The organism is Rhodothermus marinus (assembly GCF_009936275.1).
Taxonomy (GTDB): Bacteria; Bacteroidota; Rhodothermia; order Rhodothermales; family Rhodothermaceae; genus Rhodothermus; species Rhodothermus marinus_A.
In genome coordinates, this window is sequence record NZ_AP019797.1 from 71,566 (window position 1) to 89,433 (window position 17,868).

Genomic DNA, 17,868 nt, shown 5'->3' on the forward strand with positions numbered 1-17,868 from the left:
GCCAAAACTACCGGATTGATCTCAAAGAATCCGGGAAATTTGGCAAGAACAATGACGTAGCCCGTCGCTTTGCCTGCGGCGAGCACATTGCACCGATCGTTGCCGGTTATTACCTTGCCCGGACGAATACACGAAGTACGACGCCGTATGCAGAAGATTCGACGTGCCTGCTTGCTTGTTGCGCTGGGGCTGGCACCCGCACTGGCCGCCCAGCCGTTGCAGTCGCCCGAGGAGTTTCTGGGCTACCCGCCGGGCGCGCGTTTTACCCCGCACCACCGGGTGGTAGATTATTTCGAATACGTGGCGCGCACCTCGCCGCGTGTGCAGCTTGTGCAGTACGGGGAGACCTACGAGGGCCGGCCGCTGCTATTGGCCATCATCTCGTCGCCGGAAAACCTGGCGCGTATCGAGGCGCTTCGGGAGGATAATCTTCGTCGGGCCGGTCGCCTGTCCGGCACGCCGGACCCCGACGGACCGGTGTTCGTCTGGCTCAGTTACAACGTACATGGCAACGAGGCTGTCAGCACCGAGGCGGCCCTGCTGACGCTCTATGCGCTGGCACATCCCGACAGCCAGCGCACGGATGCCTGGCTCAAGCAGGCCGTCGTGCTACTGGACCCGTGCCTGAACCCGGACGGCCGCGAACGCTACGTGCAGTGGTACCATCGCATGCTGGGCGTGCGACCCGACCCGGATCCGGTCGCCCGGGAGCACCACGAACCCTGGCCTGGCGGCCGCACCAACCACTACTACTTCGACCTGAACCGCGACTGGGCCTGGGGCACGCAGCAGGAGACGCAGGCGCGGCTGGCCGTCTATCATCGGTGGATGCCCCAGATTCATGTCGATTTCCACGAGCAGGGCGTGGACGAGCCCTATTACTTCGCCCCGGCCGCCCGGCCCATCCATCCGCTGATCACGGACTGGCAACGGGCGCTGCAGGACACGATCGGCCGCAACCATGCCCGCTACTTCGACGCGGACGGCCGCCTCTACTTCACGCGTGAAGTGTTCGATCTCTTCTATCCGGGCTACGGCGATACCTGGCCTACCTTCAACGGAGCGATCGGCATGACCTACGAGCAGGGCGGCGGCGGACGGGCCGGCCTGGCCATCCGCACCGCCGAGGGCGACACGCTCACACTGGCCGAACGCATCCGCAATCACTATACGACCGGCCTTTCGACCATCGAGACGGCCGTCCGGCAGCGGCGTACGCTGCTGGACCGGTTCGCCCGCTACTTCGCCGAAGCGCAGGCGCAACCGGCCGGACGCTACCGCGCCTTTCTGATCCGGGGCGATGCGCACCCCGACCGGCTCGCCGCCCTCACGGCTTTGCTCGACCGGCAGGGCATCCGCTACGGCACGCTCGCGCGCACGCGTACGGTGGAGGGCCTCGATTACGCGACGGGCACCCGGCAGCGCGTCGAAGCGCGCCCGGGCGACCTCGTGGTGAGCGTCTACCAGCCGGCAGGCACGCTGGCCCGGGTGCTGTTCGACCCGGACCCGGTGCTTCCCGACTCGCTCACCTACGACATCACAAGCTGGACCCTTCCCTACGCTTTCGAGCTGGAAGCCTATGCGCTGAGCGAACGCCTGGAGCCGGACCGCCCGGGCTGGGCGCGTCCGACCCCGACACCGCCCTCCGAAGCGCAGCCCTACGCCTACCTGGTGCGCTGGGGCGGACTGGACGCCGCGCGTTTCCTGGCCGATGTGCTTCGCCGGGGCGTGAGGGTCCGGGTGACCGAAGTCCCGCTGACGCTGAACGGCCGGCGCTTCGAGGCCGGCACGCTGATCCTGACGCGCGCCGGCAGCGAACACCTGGGCACCCGCTTCGACCGGATCGTGCGCGAGGCGGCCGACCGCTGGCACCAGCAGCTCTACACGACCCGGACGGGCTTTGTGGACGAGGGACCCGATCTGGGATCCGCGCGCGTGCGCTTCCTCCGGAAGCCCCGCGTCTACCTGCTGGCCGGACCGCCCGCTTCGGCCTACGCCGTGGGCGAAATCTGGCATTTCTTCGATCAGGTGCTGCACTATCCGGTCACGCTGGTGGAACGGGACGAGCTGGACGAACTGCTGCTCGATGAAGGCGACGTGCTGATCCTTCCGCACGGATTCTACAACGCCCGGGAAATGCCGCTCGAATCGCTGCTGGAAGGGGTGCGGCGCGGCGCCCGGCTGATCGCGCTGGAAGGAGCGCTCGATCTGCTGGCCGGGCAACAGGGCGTGGCGCTCAAGCGACGGCAGGGAGACGACTCGGAGCAGGACACCGCCGCGCGGCCGCGTCGCTACGCGATGCGCGAGCGGGAAGCCATCAGCGATCAGGTGCCGGGCGCCGTCTATCGCGTACAGCTCGATCCTACGCACCCGCTGGCCTTCGGGCTTGCCCGCTACTTTACGTTGAAGCGCAGCACGCGGGCCTACGAGCTGCTGGAAGACGGCTGGAACGTGGCCTGGCTCGAAGACGGGCGCCCACGCAGCGGCTTTGCCGGCTACCGGACCGTGGAGCGCCTCCGCGAAACGCTCGTGGTCGGCACGCAGCGGCTGGGCCGGGGCACGCTCGTCTTCTTCGTGGACGATCCGCTCTTCCGCGGTTTCTGGCACGCCGGCCAGCTCCTGTTCGCGAACGCCGTGTTTTTCGGAGAATGAATTTCAGGGGGTTCTCCACCGCCCCTCGGCGTAGCGGGCGAGTAGCAGCGGGCGTGCGGGAGGCGGCGTTTCGGCGAAGCGGTAGGCGGCCAGCAGCGCCTGTTGGAAATCTTCGAGCCGGTCGCGGCGGTGTGTGTAGAGCGTGGCGAGCACGTCGCCGGGGGCCACGGGGTCGCCGGGCTTTCGGTGCAGCACCAGGCCGGCCGTGGGATCCACCGGATCTTCCTTGACGCGGCGGCCGGCGCCCAGATGCACGGCCAGGCGTCCCACGGCGCGGGCGTCCAGATCGGCCACGTACCCGCGGATCCCGTCGGGGGCGCGTACTTCGCCGGCCGGTTCGGCGTCGGGGCGGGTCTCGGGGCGCTCGAGCACGCGCACGTCGCCACCCTGGGCCCGTACCATGGCGCAGAAGCGCTCGAAGGCGCGGCCGTCGGTCAGTGCCGCACGGGCCAGCCGGCGTCCGGCCTCCGGCGTTTCGGCGACGCCGCCCAGCCAGAGCATTTCGCCGGCCAGCGCCAGTGTGACTTCGATCAGGTCTTCGATTCCTTCAAAATCGCCACGAAGCGCCCGCAGGCTTTCGACGACCTCGGGCCAGTTGCCCACGGCACGGCCGAGCGGTACGTTCATGTCGGTCAGCCAGGCCACGGCCGGGCGGCCCGCCCGCGTGGCAATGCCCACGAGCGTTTCGGCCAGGCGCCGCGCGTCCGCCTCCTGCTGCATGAAGGCGCCGCGGCCGCACTTGACGTCGAACACGAGCGCGTCGGCCCCTTCGGCCAGTTTCTTGCTCAGGATCGAGGCGGCGATGAGCGGGATCGACTCGATTGTACCCGTCACGTCGCGCAATGCGTAGAGTTTGCGGTCGGCCGGCGCGATCTCGTCGGTCTGGCCGATCATCACCACGCCCAGCTCCCGGAGCTGGCGGCGAAAGGCTTCGATCGACAGATCGGTGCGCAGGCCCGGGATCGACTCCAGCTTGTCGAGCGTGCCGCCCGTGTGGCCCAGACCGCGGCCTGAGATCATCGGCACCGGCACGCCGCAGGCGGCCACCAGGGGCGCCAGGATCAGCGAGACCTTGTCGCCCACGCCGCCGGTGGAGTGCTTGTCGACTTTCCGGCCGGGCAGATCCGACAGATCCAGCACGCGTCCCGAGTGCAGCATGGCGTCGGTGAGCGCGTCCATTTCCGCTTCGTTCAGGCCCCGGATGAAGGCGGCCATCAGGAACGCGCTCATCTGATAGTCGGGCACTTCGTCGTGCGTGTAGGCCTGCACGAGCCAGCGCAGGTCGTTCGGGGCCAGGTGGCCTCCGTCGCGCTTCGTGATGATCAGTTCGACAACGTCGGGCATGTCAGTGCGTGGCGTTCAGCAGTTGATCGGCAGCCAGCACGAGCAACATGAAGTGGGTGGCGCCGCCGCCCATCACGTACTCGGCCTGTTGCCACAGGTAGGGGAATTCTTTGAGTTCGGGAAAATCGGGGCGAATCAGGGCCGTCCCCGAAACGACGCCGCCCGGGATGTACGTCCAGTCGGCACGGTTGAAGCCGTAGGCCACGGTGACCGAACGGGCGCCGACGCCCGAGGCGAACGCGGCCGTGTTTCGGCCCGGATGTACACCCAGCACGAAGTTGAGCGCGTTGAAGACGTAGTCGGGCGGGACCAGGTCCGGGAAGGCGCGGTGCAGCAGGTACTGGCGGACGCCGAAGCGCTGGATGTCCCAGCCGGCTCCCCAGATGCGCGGTCGGTAGGGCACCCCGTAAGGGTTTTCCTGCTGAAGCCGGTGTACGTCATCCATGTAGCGCGCCACGGCGGCCCGCACCGCCTCGGCAAAGGCCGAATCGCCGAGGGTCGGAAGGATCGCGCCGACCGCCCAGCCGACACTTCCGATACGGGCCACGATTCGGTTGCGGTCGTTCAGCAGCGTCCGGCGGTAGAGATCGCGGCCGGTGGTGCGGAAAAGCTCGACGGCGGCCACCACGCGCTCGTTGAAGCCCCGCGACGTGTCGCGTTCCTGTTGCCAGAGCGCCTCGGCCGCTTCCACGCAGGCGCGGGCCAGCTCCGGATTGTAGGAGCGCAGGACGCGTCCGGCCGCGGCCAGCGCGGCAATGCCCTTGTACTCGTGGGCCGGGTTGCTTTCGGTGAAGACCCAGCGGTCGTCGGCCGTCGTGACCACCCAGCGGGGATCGCGGGCGTCCACGCGCAGCGCCGAAAGGGTTTCGGGCGGGACGGACGGATCGTAGACGCGGTTATCCGTACTGTTGGCCGGATCGCCGATGAGCACGTACTGCTTGAGCGTGGGGGCGATGATCCCCCGGTAGAGCCGCCCCAGCGCCCGGTAGCCTCCCAGAATGCTCAGCACGCCGTGCTCGATCTGCTGGAGCACGTCCGGCCGTCCGTCAGGCTGGTGGATCTGGGTCAGGCGTCGCCGCTGGTTGATCGTCGTGTTGTCGTAGGTTTTCAGCACATCGAACAGTTCGTACATCGTGGCCAGGATGAAGACCTCGTCGGCCTGCGACTCGATGCGCAGGTCGTTGTCGCCGGCGTCGTGCCAGCCGCCCACGTTCAGCCCGGGCACGTGTTCGCCGGGCGCATAGGGCGCGCGCAGCTCCGGGCCCTGCACGTAGCCGTCGATATGGTTCGTGTCGGGTGGAGCCATGCGGGCGTCGTCCAGGTGGCAGGCGCCGTGCCAGACCCGGTACTGCTGCTCCACGCGCATGTGGCACATCTGCACGGGCAGGAAGAACTCCAGCGTGGGTTGCCAGACGTGGCGCTGGTACACGTCGGGAGCGATCCGGAACGGATGCGAGCGTACGTCCCGGAAGGTCAGCACGTACAGGCCCGGCCGGGTAACGTGGCTGAAGTCGAAGTGCGCATAGCGGTAACGCAGGAAGCGGCCGTTCCAGGGCACAGGCGGTCCGGCCAGCACCGTGTCGGTCGCGCCGTCATTGCCAAGGCGCAGCAGATAGACGGTGCCCTGCAGGTCGTCGCGTGCGTCCAGTTCCAGCACGGCCACCTTGGGCTGACGCGGATGGTACCCCACCTGGGAGACCTGCAGGACCGGGCCGTAGCGCCAGCCCGGAATCACGTGCGGCCGTACCACCCACTCGAGGGCGTTCGTGGTTACCCCGGCCGGGATGGTCGTGCGCACCACGAACCAGCCGTTGTCGTGTTGAACGCGGCCGTCGTACAGCACCAGCTCGCCCCGCAGGCTTTCGATCTCCAGCCGCAGTGCGTCCGACTCCGGCGCCACCAGCAGGCGGCGGCCTGTGGCCAGCGGGACGGCCTCCACCTCGCCCGCGTCATTGACCCGGACCGGTCCGTTCGGCTGGCGTGGAAAGATGCCCGCCGCGTCGTCCATGTACCAGCTTTTGCCGAAAAGCGCCCCGGGAAACAACTCCAGGTTGAAGCCAACCCTGCCCGCCCATGCTTCCGGGAGCGGTTCGTCCAGGTCCACGATGATGCGCACGCCGTCGGCCTCGCCGCGCACGCGCACCCGGTAGGTCAGATGCAGGTCCGGGTAGAAGATCGGATTGAAGCCTTTGCGATCGCGCTCAGGGTCAGGATAGGCCAGGTAGGCCACGACCTCGTTGCGCTCCGGATGCACCTCACGCCGGAGCAGGCGCGGGACGGGTTGCCACTGGCCCGGCGTCGCCTCAAGACGCACGTCGCCGTTGGCCGCCACGCGCTCGCCGTGCTGAATGAGCGTCACGCCGCTCTGGTGGCCTTCCGGATAAAAATCCTGAAAGACCATGACACTGACGCCTTCTCGCTCGAAGTACTCGCGCTCGTTCAGCACGAAGCCTTCCGACTGACCGAAGCCGGGCCGGACCAGCAGCCAGCTCAGCAGCAACAGATACCGACGCATGGGGAAAATGCAGTTGGCAAACAGATTATGGCGCAAGATGCGACAGAGGCCGGCAAAACGCAACAAAAAAAGCGGCCCACCTTTTGGCAGGCCGCTTTTTGCAACGGGATGCGCGGCTTACTTGCCTTCCTCTTCGGCTTCCGGCTTCTGGTGGCCCTGGGAGGTCACCTTACCGTAGCGGCGCATGAACTTCTCGACGCGGCCGGCGCGGTCGACGAACTGGCGCACGCCCGTGTAGAACGGGTGGTTCGTCGCGTCCACGTCGGAGACGTAGACGGGCCCCTTCATCGTCGAACGAATCTGAAACTCGGTGCCGTCGGCCAGCCGCACGGTGATCAGGTTGTATTCCGGATGCAGCCCCTTTTTCATGACAACCCCGTCCGCGGTTTGACTTTAATCTTTCCGAACCGGAAGTTCGTGCAACGGCCGACGAAACGTCCCGGTTCCGACTTCAGGGGGCCGTGTAGATTTCGGCGCCTTTTGCGCGGAACTCGCGGGCCTTTTCCTCCAGCCCTTCTTCGATCACCTGACGGGCATCGACGCCTTTCTCGGCGGCCATCGCCCGGATTTCCTCGGTGATTTTCATGGAGCAGAACTTCGGCCCGCACATCGAGCAGAAGTGCGCCAGCTTGGCCCCTTCGGCCGGAAGCGTCTCGTCGTGGTACTCGCGGGCCCGCTCCGGATCGAGCGACAGGTTGAACTGATCCTCCCAGCGGAATTCGAAGCGAGCCTTCGAGAGCGCGTTGTCCCAGTACTGGGCGCCGGGGTGCCCCTTGGCCAGGTCGGCCGCGTGCGCGGCGATCTTGTAGGCGATCACGCCCTCGCGCACGTCGTTCTTGTTGGGCAGGCCCAGGTGCTCCTTGGGCGTGACGTAGCAGAGCATGGCCGCGCCGTACCAGCCGATCATCGCCGCGCCGATGGCCGACGTGATGTGGTCGTAGGCCGGGGCGATGTCGGTCACCAGCGGCCCGAGCGTGTAGAACGGCGCCTCGTAGCAGTCTTCCAGCTCCCGGTCCACGTTCTCCTTGATCAGGTGCATGGGGATGTGGCCGGGGCCTTCGATCATCACCTGCACGTCGTACTTCCAGGCGATCCGGGTCAGCTCGCCGAGCGTCTTGAGTTCGGCAAACTGCGCCTCGTCGTTGGCGTCCTGAATGGAGCCAGGCCGCAGCCCGTCGCCCAGACTGATCGACACGTCGTACTGGCGCAGAATCTCGCAGATTTCCTCAAAGTGCGTGTAGAGGAAGTTTTCCCTGTGGTGGGCCAGGCACCACTTGGCGATGATCGAGCCGCCGCGCGAGACGATGCCCGTGCGCCGGTTGGCCGTCAGCGGGATGTAGGCGAGCCGGACGCCCGCATGAATCGTCATGTAATCGACGCCCTGCTCGCACTGCTCGATGAGCGTGTCGCGGAAGATCTCCCAGGTCAGCTCTTCGGGCTTGCCGCCCACCTTTTCGAGCGCCTGGTAGATGGGCACCGTCCCGATGGGCACCGGACTGTTGCGGATGATCCACTCGCGCGTTTCGTGGATGTTTTTGCCCGTCGAGAGGTCCATCACCGTGTCGGCGCCCCAGTAGATGGCCCACAGCAGCTTTTCGACTTCTTCGTCGATGGAGCTGGAGACGGCCGAGGTGCCGATGTTCGCGTTGATCTTGACCAGGAAGTTGCGGCCGATGATCATCGGCTCGCACTCCGGATGGTTGACGTTGCACGGGATGATGGCGCGGCCGCGGGCCACCTCGTCGCGCACGAATTCGGGCGTGATGACGGGCGGAATCTGAGCGCCCCAGGGTTGGCCCGGATGCTGGAAGGCAAGCGACCAGCGGTCGCCCGGCTCCTTCTGGAGTTCGATGAGCCGCTCGCGCCGCTGGTTTTCACGGATGGCGACGAACTCCATCTCGGGCGTGATGATGCCCTGGCGGGCATAGTACATCTGCGTGACGGCCGCGCCGTTTTTGCCGCGCAGCGGACGCCGTCGCGGACCGGGCCAGCGATGCAGCTTGCCGCGCTGCTCGGCCCGCCGACGCTCTTCCTCGTTCCGATAGCCGTCGTCGATGGGCTGCACCGGCCGTCCGTCGTATTCCTCCACGTCGCCGCGGGCCTCGATCCAGGGACGCCGCAGCGGCGGCAGACCCTGGCGAATGTCGCCGTGAAAGTCGGGGTCGCCCCACGGTCCGCGCGTGTCGTAGAGCAGAACCGGATCGTTGGGCTCCAGGCTTCCGTCCGGCAGGCGCGTGGGCGAAAGCTGAACCTCCTTGAACGGGACGCGCAGCTCCGGATAGCGGTTGCCCTGCACGTACACGCGCCGAATCGCAGCAGGTGGCTTGGGAATCATCGTGCCCTCCCTGGGTTTTTGGGTGACGGTTTACCGACGGTCAAAACCCGGGGGCACGCAGAGAAAGGCACCAACGGCAGCATGTGCGATCGGTGACCGTTTCCCTGCGCCGGCATTACCCGGATCAGGTTCGAAGGGTATGCTCTCAGCCCTGTCCCTTGCGGGGACAGAGCACCCCCACGGTCTGCACTGGCCAACGTCGCGGAAAACAAACCGTTCCCGTCGTCGGCAGGAGATCGGGTTTGCAGGGACGCGATTTCGGACCGGGCGATAAGTGATGCGCCGTGGCCAATCCCGTTCGTCAAACGTGCGGCCTTACGCTTCGGCCGGGGCAGGGCCGGCTGACCTTCGACACGTGCCGAGATTTCTGTTGTGCCGATTATTGTTTAACCTGTTAAAAGTTACAATTTTACAGGCGCTTTTCCTCTTGACAGATTGTGTGTGTGTGTAACTTAACGGCAGCTTCTCAAAAGCAAGGACTTTTCACCAACCCGGACACTTCGGGCCATGTCGGCGGTGCAGAAAATCGGCCTGGGCCTGCTGCTCCTGGCGCTGAGCTGGGGCCTGCACGCCTGGCGACTGCACCGAAGCGTGCCCGAGGTGCCCTTCCCCTCCGAGGCCCTCGTACCGGTCTGGACCCCGGCCGAGAACTCCGAGCCGACGGACGCAGCGGGCGAGGTGCTGCTGTTTTTCAGCCCGAACGAATGCGGCCAGACCGTGGCGCGTACGGCCCGGGCCTGGGTCGAAGGGGCCCATGCACTGGGTTTTCGGGTGGTGGGGATTCTGGAGGATCGGGGCCGGGAGCTGGCGCGGCGCTATGCAGCGGTGATGGGGTTTCCGTTCGGGGTGTGGTGGGATTCGCTGGGCTGGTACGGGCGGCATTTCGGGGAGGCGGCGTTGCCGCGGGCGCTGGTGCGGCGGGAGGGTCGGGTGGTGGGCGAGCTGGGTCCGGAGGTGTTGCGCACGGTGGGGGATGCTTCGTCGGTGCGGCTGTTGTTGCTGGGCGATCACCGGTGATCGGATAGAGGGCGTATGTTTCACAAAAACAAAAGGAGGTGAGCTATGAGACGCTGGAAGGATCGGCTGGCGACGTTGTTTCTGGTGCTGGCGCTGGGCCTGAGCCTGATGCCGTGGATCAATGAAGCCCGACCGGCAAAGGCAGATCTTCAAATCTGTTACAATATCCAGTAGAAGAGATCTGTGATATCCCTCCCCTCAACTGCTTCTGTGAGATTATCATTACACCGCAGTGATGGCGTGGGGAGTTGTTAACAAGGGGCTCCGGTGGCTGTGGGTTGTGGTTGCCGGGGCCTTTTTATGCGGGTGCGGTGCAGAAAAGCCCGCCGAGGTTCGGGCCATGCTCGTGCCGGTCGATACGATCCACCTGCAGGAGCCCGATACGCTCTTTCTGGGGGAATTTCTGTGGGTTGAGGTGGAATTGCAGCCATTTCGGCTGTATGTGCCAGATCTCCGGCTACGGAGGGTGGTGGTCTACGACAGCTTGGGACGACCCGTTCAGGTGATCGGTCGGCCAGGAACCGAAGCGCCAGGGACGCTCTACCGCGCCGTTCAGGTGCTCGTACATGGTGAATTGGTTTATGTCCAACAGGAATACAGTCGGGTCAGCCGCTTCACGAAGACGGGGCGTTTTATCGATCGTCCTCAGTTGCCGGAAGGCTACGGGCTCAATGCCGGCTTTCGTTCTCTGGACGAGGGGCATCTTGTCGTGCCTTCTGTGGCGATGAGTGAGCCCTGTTCGTCGTGGCTGGAGCCGGCCTGTGAAGAGACGCGGGCGTTTTCGGTAGTCGACACGGGGCTGAATCAGGTTGTTTACCGCTTCGGAGTGTACCCCCAACTTTATCAGGAGGGAAACTACGTGCCGCGTCGCGCCGCCACGGATGTATTACCCGAAGCGCGGCTGGCCGCAGCGGTCTATGAGCTGTCCTCGGAGTTGCAGCTGTATTTTCTCGGGGAACGGGAGGGGCGTCTGGTTCGGCGCATTGTGCTCCGGCATCCTGCATGGCGTGATCCTCCGGAGGATATGCGTGCCGAACTGGCCGTGAATGACCGAGCGCGTTTCAACGAGTTGATGTTGCAAAGCTCTTTTATGAAACGTGTGTTTTTTGTAGCAGACACCCTGGTTTTAGCACACTTTTTCAACTTGAAGCCGCTTTATTTTGAGTTGCAGGGCTGGGACGATCGCAAAGTGATGCCCTATGGCGTGCTTGCTTCGATTTCCGGACGATGGCAGCAACCCCTGGATATGCCAGGATTGGTGCTGGGCCGAGACGAGGCTTTTCATCTCTACATCCGATTGTCGGACGAGCCGGACCGGCGGCTGATCGGGCGCTTTCGTGTGGAGGTGCGGCGGTGAGGAGTGTTCAGCCTTCCTCTTCGTCGAGCAATTCGTCTTCGATTTCTTCTTCGGGCGTTTCTTCGTCGGTGGCGAGCTGGTCGAGGTCGATGAGCTCTTCGTCGGCGCCGTCGGCGAGCGCGGCCGCACGGGCCAGCTCTTTGCGCAGGAAGCGGCCGGTGTGCGTGTCCTGCGCCGCCAGCTCCTCGGGCGTGCCCGCAAACAGGATGTGGCCGCCGGCATCACCGCCTTCGGGTCCCAGTTCGATCACGTGGTCGGCCACCTTGATCACGTCGAGGTTGTGCTCGATCACCAGCACCGTGTTGCCCTTGCGTACGAGTGCCCGGAGCACGGCCAGCAGGTGCCGGATGTCCTCGAAGTGCAGGCCGGTGGTCGGCTCGTCCAGGATGTAGAGCGTGTTTCCGGTGCCGGGGCGTGACAGCTCGCGGGCCAGCTTGATGCGCTGGGCCTCACCGCCCGACAGCGTGGTGGCGGGCTGGCCCAGCCGGATGTAGCCGAGCCCGACGGCCTGCAGCGTGCGCAGCTTACGGGCGATGCGCGGCATGTTCTCGAAGAACGCCAGCGCCTCGTCCACGGTCATCTCCAGCACGTCGGCGATGCTCTTGCCCCGGTAGCGAACCTCCAGCGTTTCGGCGTTGTAGCGGCGGCCCTTGCAGGTCTCGCAGGTCACGTGCACGTCCGGCAGGAAGTTCATCTCCAGCTTCACCACGCCGGCGCCCTTGCAGGTCTCGCAGCGGCCGCCCTTTACGTTGAAGGAGAACCGGCCGGGTTTGTAGCCGCGGAGCTGGGCTTCGGGAAGCCGGGCGAACAGGTCGCGGATGTGGCTGAACAGGCCCGTGTAGGTGGCGGGGTTCGAGCGGGGCGTGCGGCCGATGGGCTTCTGGTCGATGTCGATCACCTTGTCCAGATGCTCGAGCCCTTCGATGCGCTCGTAGGAAAGCGGCACCAGGCGGGCGTTGTGAAAGTGGCGGGCCAGGATCGGGTAGAGCGTCTGGTTGATCAGGCTCGACTTGCCCGAGCCCGAAACGCCCGTCACGCAGATGAACGTGCCCAGCGGCAGCACGAGCGGATCGCCCTTCAGGTTGTGGCCGCGGGCACCGTAGAGCACGAGCCGGTGGCCGTTGCCGGTGCGCCGCTCGCGGGGTACCGGGATGTAGCGTTCACCCTGCAGGTAGGCGGCCGTCAGGCTGACGTGCCCGTCGCGCACCGCCAGGCGGTCGGGCGGTCCCTCGGCCACCACGTGGCCGCCGTGTTCGCCCGCGCCCGGTCCCAGGTCGATCACGTAGTCGGCCGCCTCGATCATCTCGCGGTCGTGCTCGACGACAAGGATCGAGTTGCCCAGGTCGCGCAGCAATTTGAGCGCGTCGATGAGCCGGTGATGGTCGCGCGGATGCAGGCCGATCGAGGGTTCGTCGAGTACGTAAAGGACGCCGGTCAGTTGCGAGCCGAGCTGGGCGGCCAGCCGGATGCGCTGGCTCTCGCCGCCCGAAAGCGTGCGGGCCGGACGGTCCAGCGTCAGATAGCCCACGCCGACTTCGATTAGAAAGCCGAGCCGTTCCAGAATCTCTTTGAGAATGGGGCGGGCGATGAGCGCCTTCTGGCCCTCGAACTGCAGCTCCGACAGAAAGCGCCGCAGCGAGACCAGATCCATGTGCGCCAGCTCGGCGATGTTCTTGCCGCCAATGCGGAAGGCCAGGCTTTCGGGCTTCAGGCGGGCGCCGCCGCAGGCGCGGCAGGTCATCTCGCGCATGAACGACTCGGCCCAGCGGCGCTGGGAGACCGAACCGGCATGTTCGCGCAGGTGGTGCAGATACTCGAACAGCCCGCCGAAGCGGTGGCGATAACGCAGGGTGCGGCCCTTGAACTGGTATTCGATCTCGAACTCCCGGTCGCCGGCGCCTTCCAGCAGCACGCGCCGCTGCTCCTCGGTGAGCGCACCCAGCGGCGTGTCGAAGTCGAACCCGTAGGCGGCGGCCACGGCGCGGAGCTGGCTGAAGATCCACCCGTCACGCGGCTTGCCCAGCGGGGCCAGTCCGCCTTCGTTGATCGACTTCGACGGGTCGGGGATGACCAGCTCGGGGTCGATCTCCAGCCGGGTGCCCAGACCGTTGCAGGCCGGACAGGCGCCGTAGGGCGAGTTGAACGAGAACGTATTCGGTGAGGGATCGTCGTACGAGACGCCGTCTTCGGGGCAGTAGAGGTGGCGGCTGAAGACGTGGTCGGTGCCCGAGCCGTCGGGGTTGAGCACGTGGGCGATGAGCACGCCGCCGCCCATGCCGAGGGCGATCTGGACCGAGTCGTGCACGCGCGGCCGGATGTCGGGCCGCACCACGATCCGATCGACGACGACTTCGATGTCGTGCGTCTTGTAGCGGTCGAGCTTCATGCCCGGCGTGATTTCGCGCAGTTCGCCGTCGACGCGCACGCGCTCGAAGCCCTGGCGGGCGATCTGCTCGAACAGCTCCCGGTAGTGCCCTTTGCGGCCACGCACCACCGGCGCCAGGATCAACAGCCGGGTGCCTTCCGGAAAGCTCAGGATGTGGTTGATGATCTCGTCGTCGGTCTGGCGGCGCATGGGCTTGCCCGAGATGTGCGAGTAGGCCGTGGCGACGCGGGCATAGAGCAGCCGCAGAAAGTCGTACACCTCGGTGACGGTGCCGACCGTCGAGCGCGGGTTCTGGCTGACCGTCTTCTGCTCGATGGCGATGACGGGCGACAGTCCGTCGATGAAGTCCACGTCGGGCCGCTCGAGCATGCCCAGGAACTGGCGGGCGTAGGCCGAAAGGCTCTCCAGATAGCGCCGCTGGCCTTCGGCGTAGATCGTGTCGAAGGCCAGGCTCGACTTGCCCGAGCCCGAAAGGCCGGTGATCACCACCAGGCGCTCCCGGGGGATGTCCAGGTCGATGTTTTTGAGGTTGTGCTCGCGTGCGCCTCGGATGACAATGCCGTCCTGCATACCGCTGCCGGGCCCGACCACTCGGTTCGACGAAAAGGTTCAAGCGTGTTCCAACAGCGGCCGCCGGGCTTCGTTCCGGCTGTTTTTTCGCAAAAGCGTTGCAGCGCGGGTGGAACGAAGCGGATCGCCGCGCTTTGATCGCTGCCGATCCATCAACCGCGCCTGAACGTGAACGCCTATTTAGAAACGTTTCTGCCGCTGTTCGTGGCGATCAATCTGCCCGGCATTCTGCCGTTTTTCATCTCGATGACCGAAGGCCTTTCGGCGGCCGATCGGCGCCGGTTGCTCGTGCGGGCTGTGGCGACGGCCTTCGTGGTGGCCGTGCTCATTCTGTTTGCCGGGCAGCTCATCTTCGAGACGCTCGGGATCACGCTGAACGATCTCCGGGTGGGCGGCGGCCTGATCCTGCTCGTGCTCAGTATCACGGACCTGGTGTTTGCCGACTACCGGCGGCGCGATCCGCGCGACGGGGCCGACGCCGCCGACGTGGGCGTGGTGCCGCTGGGCATTCCGCTGATCATCGGGCCGGCCGCCATCACGACGATCCTGGTGGCGCAGCAGACCTACGGCTACCTGCCCACGCTCGTGTCGCTGGTGGCCAACCTGCTGCTGGTGACGGTGGCCTTTGCCGCAGGGCCGTGGGTGATCCGAAAGCTGGGGCCGGTGGCCGTGCGCGCCATCGCGAAGGTCGCCAGCCTGTTTCTGGCCGCCATCGCCGTGGCGATGATCCGCGCCGGAGTGGCCGGTATGCTCGCCGGCTGAACGGAACCTTCCGTAAAGGCCGGCATTTACGACATTTTGCGTGAGCAAGGGACCGCGCGAATCTGACAACCTGTTCAGCTATGGCCCTCAAAACCCTCGACATCGACGCACTGGCCGCCAAGACGGGCAACCTGTACGAGACGGTGGCCATCCTTTCGAAGCGTGCCCGTCAGATTGCCACCCAGATGAAGCAGGAGCTCGACGAAAAGCTCTCCTACTTCGAAGGACTGGGACTGGAAGACGATCCGCGCCATCAGGAAGAGCAGCGGCGCATTTCCATCGAGTACGAACTGAAGCCCGAGCCCACGGAGATCGCCGTGGAGGAGTTCCTGCGGGACGAGATCTACTACCGCGACGCCTCGAAGGAACGTTCCGAGGAAGAGGAAGAGCTTCGTTGACGCCTTCACCGTCGGCCACAGGGCGGGCACCCTCTTACGGGTGCCCGTTTTTTGTTTTCGTGGGGGCCGCCTGCTGTTTTTCAGCCGGCCAGACGGATCTGCAGCGTGGCGGGCGTTCGGGCGGCGAGTTGCAGCGTGGCATCGGTCGCGGACGTCCGCTCCGGCGTCGGCCCTTCGGTCGCCTGCAGCTCGGCGATGCCCCGGCGCACGCGCAGCGTGAGCGTCCGGTCGGTGTCGGACACGAGCGCCAGTTCGACGTGCCGGGCGGGCAGATCCCAGCGTAGCCGCTCCACCCGCAGCCGTCCGCGAGCCCGGGCGCCGTGCAGCGTGCCGCGGGGCAGCCGCTCGTCCACGGCGGGCAGCAGCTCCAGCAGGCCCGGACGGCTGTAGAGCAGCATTTCGATGACGATGGCGGGCAGGCTGTTGATCAGGTCCGCGTTGTAAACGTTGCCCGGATAGTGCAGCGAAAACAGACTGGGCAGCAGGTAGCCGTTGCGGATCAGGTCGCGCAGGCTCCGGTAGGCCAGGTCGGGGTCTTTGAGACGGGCCCCGATCAGGGCCAGATGCACCAGGCCGTGGGCCGAGTCGTTTTCGTGCCCGCGCAGGTAGGCCGCCCTGCGGGCCGCTTCGAATAGTTCGGGCGTCGCCTCGGGCGTGATCTCGTGGCCGGGCCAGACCGGGTACAGGTGCGACAGGTGCCGGTGGTTGTAGTTGTCGGCCAGGTCGGGATGCGCCCACTCTTTGAGCGCGCCGTCTTCGTTGATCAGGTAGGGCGGCAGTCGGTCCAGCAGCGCCTTCCAGCGCGGCAGGCTGTCGGCTTCGAGTCCCCGCGCTTCGCACAGCGCGATCAGCGTCGAGAGCACCTCGCGGCAGACGGCGATGTCCATCGTTGCGTTGATACTCCCCGGCGTGTCGAGGTTACCCGGACGGTTTTCGGGCGAGTAGGAAGGGACGAAGACGACGTGCCCTTCGGCGTCGGTGACGGTCAGGAAGGTCTCGTAGAAACGGACGACTTCTTTGAGATAGGGAATCAGGTGCTCACGGACAAAGGCTTCGTCGCCGTAGACCTCCGCGTACTCGTACAGGGGCTGGGCGAGCCAGCCGGCGCCGGCCGTCCAGAAATGCAGCGGGTAGTCGGCGTTGAAATGGGTGTGCCAGCCGCAGCGGCCGTCGGTGCGGGAGCCCGAGAGCACGCCCTCGCAGCCGTAGAGGCGACGGGCGTTGTCGCGCCAGTCGTCGAGCAATCCCTCGAGGAGGCGGGTCAGGCTGGCGACGGCCTCAGGCACGGCGCCAATGCTGGCGGCCGCCATCTGCAGGTTCAGGTTGGCGTCGAGCGTGAAGTCGCCGGACCAGGGCGGCCGCCATTCGCCCGTCCAGAGCGCCACCAGGTTGGGTGGCCAGTGGCCGCAGGAGCTGATCAGCACATAGCGGCCCATGTCGAAGAGTTTTTCGAGCAGGGCCGGCAGGATGGTCTCGCGCGCACGCTGCTCGGCCAGGAGCGTTTCGCTGCTTTTCCGGCGATCGTCGCCGGCTTCGAGGTCCAGCGTCATGCGGCGAAACAGCGCGCCGTGCGCCGCGGCATGGGGCGCAAACAGCAGGTCGTAGTCGGCCGGAAGGGCGGCCAGCGCCGCCTGTTCTTCCGCCAGGCGCGAGGCGGCCACGTCGTCGAGCGGCCACACGCGGACCAGCAGTAGCACGCGCCGGGCACCCCGGACGTGCAGGCGGCCGTCGCGAACGGTCTGCGTGCCCCCTTCGGCCTCCACGCGCACGAGCCCCTCGTAGCCGCGGCGCGTGTGCACGTAGGCGCAGCGGTAGCGCAGCCAGCCGGGCGCAGCCGTGATCTCGGGCGGGTGATAGCCCTCGCGCTGCTCGGGTGGGCGCACGTCCTGCACCTCCAGGTGCAGGGTCAGGTCCGGAAGCGGTCCGGCCTCGGCCGATAGCTCCAGCACGACGACGCCATCGGTGCGCGAGACGAAGGCCCGCCGCGTGTAGGTGTCGGTCGCCGTACGCCAGAAGACGCCGATCTCGCCGGTGTCGAAGGCCGTGTGGCGCAGGTACTCGGTGGGCGTCTCCGTCGGCATTTCCAGCACGAGCGCGAAGGCCGGATGGTAGGGATCGGTCCAGAGCAATCCCGGCCAGCCCTCGCGACGGGCCATTTCGAGCGAGTAGGCCACGGCCTCGCGGTAACGGCCTTCGAGCATGAGGGCGCGAATGCGGGGCAGGTAGGGCGCCAGATTGGGCGGGGGCACACGCTCGTCGCGCAGCGGTTCGTAGAGCAGCTCGTGGTTGAAGATGATCCGCTCGTTCAACGGATCGCCGTAGACCAGGATGCCCAGCGTGCCGTTGCCGGCCACGAGCGCTTCTTCCCAGCGGGCGGCCGGTTGCAGGCTGTACATGCCTCGCTCGGGGATCCGGGCTTCGACGAAGGGCGAACTCAAGGCCGACGGCTGCACCAGCGCCCGGCGCAGCCAGTAGGGCCCGGCCACCAGCGCCAGCCCCATGCCTTTCAGAAAATCGCGGCGATCCATAGCC

Annotated in this window: 12 protein-coding genes and 1 riboswitch; of the genes, 6 read left to right on the top strand and 6 right to left on the bottom strand. The window is 66.3% G+C overall.

Features of this window, described 5'->3' with window-relative positions; genetic code table 11:
* Positions 1-147: 147 nt before the first annotated feature.
* Complete coding sequence (locus tag GYH26_RS00370) at positions 148-2,652, top strand: M14 family metallopeptidase (RefSeq protein WP_161540028.1); 2,505 nt, start codon at positions 148-150, stop codon at positions 2,650-2,652.
* Positions 2,653-2,655: 3 nt separating this feature from the next.
* On the opposite strand, the gene GYH26_RS00375 is transcribed toward GYH26_RS00370, so the two are convergent.
* The 4 genes from GYH26_RS00375 to thiC all read right to left on the bottom strand — a co-directional run bounded on the left by GYH26_RS00375 (position 2,656) and on the right by thiC (position 8,846).
* Complete coding sequence (locus tag GYH26_RS00375; protein ID WP_014065810.1) at positions 2,656-3,996, bottom strand: thymidine phosphorylase; 1,341 nt, start codon at positions 3,994-3,996, stop codon at positions 2,656-2,658.
* A 1-nt stretch (position 3,997) separates the two neighbouring features.
* Positions 3,998-6,511, bottom strand: coding sequence for a glycoside hydrolase family 9 protein (locus GYH26_RS00380; protein ID WP_161540029.1), 2,514 nt, complete (start codon positions 6,509-6,511; stop codon positions 3,998-4,000).
* 117 nt (positions 6,512-6,628) lie between these two features.
* Positions 6,629-6,880, bottom strand: coding sequence for a 50S ribosomal protein L31 (gene rpmE / locus GYH26_RS00385; RefSeq protein ID WP_014065812.1), 252 nt, complete (start codon positions 6,878-6,880; stop codon positions 6,629-6,631).
* Positions 6,881-6,962: 82 nt separating this feature from the next.
* Positions 6,963-8,846 (bottom strand): phosphomethylpyrimidine synthase ThiC, encoded by a 1,884-nt coding sequence (gene thiC, locus GYH26_RS00390; protein ID WP_161540030.1) that lies wholly within the window; start codon positions 8,844-8,846, stop codon positions 6,963-6,965.
* A gap of 83 nt (positions 8,847-8,929) precedes the next feature.
* Positions 8,930-9,035: riboswitch (TPP riboswitch) on the bottom strand.
* A 318-nt stretch (positions 9,036-9,353) separates the two neighbouring features.
* Between thiC and GYH26_RS00395 the strand changes: the two genes are divergently transcribed.
* The 3 genes from GYH26_RS00395 to GYH26_RS00400 all read left to right on the top strand — a co-directional run bounded on the left by GYH26_RS00395 (position 9,354) and on the right by GYH26_RS00400 (position 11,220).
* Positions 9,354-9,863, top strand: a complete 510-nt coding sequence (locus GYH26_RS00395; protein WP_161540031.1) for a hypothetical protein — start codon at positions 9,354-9,356, stop codon at positions 9,861-9,863.
* 45 nt (positions 9,864-9,908) lie between these two features.
* Entirely contained in the window at positions 9,909-10,037 is a 129-nt protein-coding gene (locus tag GYH26_RS15315) for a hypothetical protein (RefSeq protein ID WP_262886184.1), read from the top strand.
* 166 nt (positions 10,038-10,203) lie between these two features.
* A complete protein-coding gene (locus GYH26_RS00400; protein WP_242006501.1) occupies positions 10,204-11,220 on the top strand; it encodes a hypothetical protein in 1,017 nt (338 codons plus the stop codon).
* Positions 11,221-11,227: 7 nt separating this feature from the next.
* On the opposite strand, the gene uvrA is transcribed toward GYH26_RS00400, so the two are convergent.
* Positions 11,228-14,176 carry an excinuclease ABC subunit UvrA gene (uvrA, locus tag GYH26_RS00405; protein WP_161540032.1) on the bottom strand — a complete coding sequence of 983 codons (2,949 nt, stop codon included), beginning with the start codon at positions 14,174-14,176 and terminating at the stop codon, positions 11,228-11,230.
* Between the two features lie 168 nt (positions 14,177-14,344).
* Between uvrA and GYH26_RS00410 the strand changes: the two genes are divergently transcribed.
* Both GYH26_RS00410 and GYH26_RS00415 read left to right on the top strand, forming a co-directional pair.
* Positions 14,345-14,938, top strand: coding sequence for a MarC family protein (locus tag GYH26_RS00410; RefSeq protein ID WP_014065819.1), 594 nt, complete (start codon positions 14,345-14,347; stop codon positions 14,936-14,938).
* A gap of 80 nt (positions 14,939-15,018) precedes the next feature.
* Positions 15,019-15,336 carry a DNA-directed RNA polymerase subunit omega gene (locus GYH26_RS00415; protein WP_012842604.1) on the top strand — a complete coding sequence of 106 codons (318 nt, stop codon included), beginning with the start codon at positions 15,019-15,021 and terminating at the stop codon, positions 15,334-15,336.
* A gap of 80 nt (positions 15,337-15,416) precedes the next feature.
* On the opposite strand, the gene GYH26_RS00420 is transcribed toward GYH26_RS00415, so the two are convergent.
* Positions 15,417-17,864: a glycosyl hydrolase family 95 catalytic domain-containing protein gene (locus tag GYH26_RS00420; protein ID WP_161540033.1), complete on the bottom strand. Its 2,448-nt coding sequence runs from the start codon at positions 17,862-17,864 to the stop codon at positions 15,417-15,419.
* Positions 17,865-17,868: the final 4 nt, after the last annotated feature.